This is a genomic window from Halorubrum sp. SS7, from assembly GCF_005435055.1.
GTDB lineage: Archaea > Halobacteriota > Halobacteria > Halobacteriales > Haloferacaceae > Halorubrum > Halorubrum salinarum.
This window is the reverse complement of the sequence record NZ_SGXV01000246.1, coordinates 1-558: the sequence shown is the minus strand read 5'-3', so window position 1 is coordinate 558 and position 558 is coordinate 1. Positions and strand designations below refer to the sequence as shown.

The window sequence follows — 558 nt, the reverse complement described above, 5'->3', positions numbered from 1 at the left end:
GTCCGGTCATACCTCCCGTTCGCCGCTCCCGAATAAGAGTCCGACGAAAACGGCGGTTTCGGGCCACGTCGCGGTCGTGCGCGGCAGACGCCCGTCCGTGATACGGGAGAAACCTGCCGGTCACGAAAGCCGTTCCACGACGGGAGACGTACGGGTGGCCATGAGTGAACTATCGTGGGACGACGTCGTCGAGATGCCCGACGAGCTCGACGACGAGACCGCCGAGGCGCTCTTCGAGGACGCGACCGAGGTACAGGACATGACCGGCGAGGTCTGTCCCTACCCGCAGGTCGAGGCGAAGAAGGCGATCGCGGGGCTCTCGCCCGGCGACGTGCTCGTTCAGGAGACGGACCACGTGCCCAGCACGGAGAACGTCCCGAAGGCGGTCGGCGAGGACGCGACCGCCAAGGTGTGGAAGTCCGGTAACGGCCGCTACCGAATCTTCATGCGGAAGGAGTAACCATGGTCGAGGAACTCACCCCCGAGGAAGTCAACGAGCGCGTCCAGCAGGGCGACATCCGCGTCATCGACACGCGGCCGGCGTCCGAGTACGAGCAG

At 65.9% G+C, this 558-nt stretch carries 1 protein-coding gene; it reads left to right on the top strand.

Features of this window, described 5'->3' with window-relative positions:
- The first annotated feature begins 160 nt into the window (after positions 1–160).
- Entirely contained in the window at positions 161–460 is a 300-nt protein-coding gene (locus EXE44_RS17860; protein WP_092923519.1) for a sulfurtransferase TusA family protein, read from the top strand.
- Positions 461–558 lie beyond the last annotated feature (98 nt).

Excerpts from the sequence above, each read along its gene's own strand:
- EXE44_RS17860 (WP_092923519.1), top strand. The coding sequence starts at position 161 with ATGAGTGAACTATCGTGGGACGACGTCGTCGAGATGCCCGACGAGCTC.